The sequence below is a fragment of the Streptomyces sp. NPDC058375 genome (assembly GCF_042723425.1).
GTDB lineage: Bacteria > Actinomycetota > Actinomycetes > Streptomycetales > Streptomycetaceae > Streptomyces > Streptomyces durocortorensis.
In genome coordinates this window covers 1-2704 of record NZ_JBHXJG010000444.1, presented here as the reverse complement: position 1 = coordinate 2704, position 2704 = coordinate 1, and the positions used below count along the sequence as shown (strand labels likewise).

The following is a 2704-nucleotide window of genomic DNA, read 5'->3' as shown; positions in this document are numbered from 1 at the left end:
CAGGTTGTGGGGTGCGCCGGTGCTCAGGTCTTGACGGGAGGCACCCCCGAACGGTCAGCTTAGAGTTCACATGTTGGAGGAAGCCGGGGTCTCATCGCTGCGGCCCCGGCCGGGGCGGTCCTTGACGGACCGCCCGCCAAGGGCAGGAGTGGATGAGTCGATGGAGACTCCCGGGTCGCAGACATCGCTGCACAGGGCCAATCTGGAGCGGGTCGTACGCGCCGTACGGATGGCAGGATCGCTCACCCAGGCGGAGATCGCCCGGAGCACCGGCCTCTCCGCGGCCACGGTCTCCAATATCGTCCGGGAGCTGAAGGACGGCGGAACGGTCGAGGTCACCCCCACCTCGGCGGGCGGCCGGCGGGCCCGGAGCGTCTCGCTCAGCGGCGACGCGGGCATCGTCATCGGCGTCGACTTCGGCCATACGCATCTGCGCGTCGCCGTCGGCAACCTCGCCCACCAGGTGCTCGCCGAGGAGTCCGAGCCGCTGGATGTCGACGCCTCCTCCGCCGAGGGCTTCGACCGGGCCGAGGTGCTGGTCAAACGGCTGATCGAGGCCACCGGGATCGGCCCGGAGAAGGTGATCGGCGTCGGTCTCGGCGTGCCGGGCCCCATCGACGTCGAGTCCGGCACGCTGGGCTCCACCTCGATCCTGCCGGGCTGGACGGGCATCAACCCCAGCGAGGAGCTCTCCGGCCGCCTCGGCGTCCCCGTGTACGTCGACAACGACGCCAACCTCGGGGCGCTGGGCGAGCTGGTCTGGGGGAGCGGCAGGGGCGTCAAGGACCTCGCGTACATCAAGGTAGCCAGCGGCGTCGGCGCCGGTCTGGTGATCGACGGGACCATCTACCGGGGCCCGGGCGGCACGGCCGGCGAGATCGGGCACATCACGCTCGACGAGTCGGGCCCGGTCTGCCGCTGTGGCAACCGCGGCTGCCTGGAGACCTTCACCGCCGCCCGGTACGTCCTGCCGCTGCTCCAGCCCAGCCACGGCCCCGGGCTCACCATGGAGCGGGTGGTCCAGCTGGCCCGGGAGGGCGATCCGGGCTGCCGCCGGGTGATCGGCGACGTCGGCCGGCACATAGGCAGTGGCGTGGCCAACCTGTGCAACCTGCTCAACCCCAGCCGCGTGGTGCTCGGCGGCTCGCTGGCGGAGGCCGGGGAGCTGGTCCTGGGGCCCATACGGGACTCCGTGTCGCGGTACGCGATCCCCAGCGCCGCCCGGCAGCTCTCGGTCCTCCCCGGGGCGCTCGGCGGCCGTGCCGAAGTGCTGGGCGCACTCGCCCTGGTGCTCAGCGAGATGGGGGATTCATCCCTTTTGGAGAGCACTCTCCCTGTGGCGACTCCTGCCTTCACTTAGATAACGAATGGCACCGTTGTCATCTCGTTAAGGATTTACTCCTTGACGCTGGCCCTGGGGCCGAGTTGACTTCCAGCCACCTCGGCCGCAACGTCGCGGCCTCGTCAGGGAGGTTCGAGAATGAACACGCGTATGCGTCGTGCCGCCGTTGCCGTTGCCGCCACCACGATGGCGATCTCGCTGGCCGCTTGCGGGAGCGCCAAGGAGTCCGGCGACAAGGCCGAGCAGGGCTCGGAGAAGAAGGGCGACGACCTGAAGATAGGTCTGCTCCTCCCCGAGAACCAGACGGCCCGTTACGAGAAGTTCGACCGGCCGATCATCGAGAAGAAGATCAGCGAGCTCACCGGCGGCAAGGCGAAGGTCACCTACGCCAACGCCAAGCAGGATGCGAACACGCAGGCGCAGCAGGTCGACACCATGATCACCAACAAGGTCGACGCCCTCATCCTGGGCTCGGTCGACTCCAAGGCGATCGCCAACAGCGTCAAGAAGGCCAAGGACGCCGGCATCCCCGTCGTCGCCTTCGACCGCCTCGCCGAGGGCCCCATCGACGCCTACACCTCCTTCGACAACGAAGAGGTCGGCCGGGCCCAGGGCACCGCCCTGCTGGAGGCCCTGGGCGACAAGGCAGACGGCGGCACGATCGTGATGATGAACGGCGCGATCACCGACCCGAACGCCGCGCTCTTCAAGACGGGCGCCAAGTCCGTCCTCGACGGCAAGGTGAAGTACGGCAAGGAGTACGACACCAAGGAGTGGAAGCCGGAGAACGCCAACGCCAACATGGAAGCGGCGATCACCGCGCTCGGCAAGGACAAGATCGACGGCGTCTACTCCGCCAACGACGGCATGGCGGGCGGCATCATCACCGCCCTCAAGGGCGCCGGTATCGACCCGCTCCCGCCGGTCACCGGCCAGGACGCCGAGCTCGCGGGCGTTCAGCGCATCGTCTCCGGTGAGCAGTTCATGAGCGTCTACAAGTCCTACCCGGCCGAGGGCATCGTCGCGGCCGAGATGGCCGTCGCCCTCGCCAAGGGCGAGAAGCTCGACTCCATCGCCACCTCCAAGGTCGACAGCGCCACCACGAAGGGCATCCCGACGGTCCTCGTCCCGGTCGTCTCGCTGACCAAGGACAACATCCAGGACACCGTCCTCAAGGACGGCATCTGGACGCTGGACGAGATCTGCACGGCCAAGTACAAGGCCGACTGCGACAAGATCGGTCTGAAGTAGTCCGCGGGGGCCTGTCGTCGAACGACGGGCCCCGGGGCCCGGCCCGCTCCCCGGCGGCCGGGTTCCCTCCGCCGTACCACCGGCCGTGCCGTCCGCCGCGCTCCCGCGAGG

At 69.0% G+C, this 2704-nt stretch carries 2 protein-coding genes; both read left to right on the top strand.

From position 1 onward, the window contains the following. The first annotated feature begins 160 nt into the window (after positions 1-160). On the top strand, positions 161-1360 hold the full coding sequence (locus ACFWM7_RS34815) for an ROK family protein (protein ID WP_383268661.1): 1200 nt from the start codon (positions 161-163) through the stop codon (positions 1358-1360). A 120-nt stretch (positions 1361-1480) separates the two neighbouring features. After that, the gene (locus ACFWM7_RS34810; protein ID WP_383268658.1) at positions 1481-2593 is read left to right on the top strand and encodes a sugar ABC transporter substrate-binding protein; all 1113 of its coding nucleotides are present in this window, start codon (positions 1481-1483) and stop codon (positions 2591-2593) included. Positions 2594-2704 lie beyond the last annotated feature (111 nt).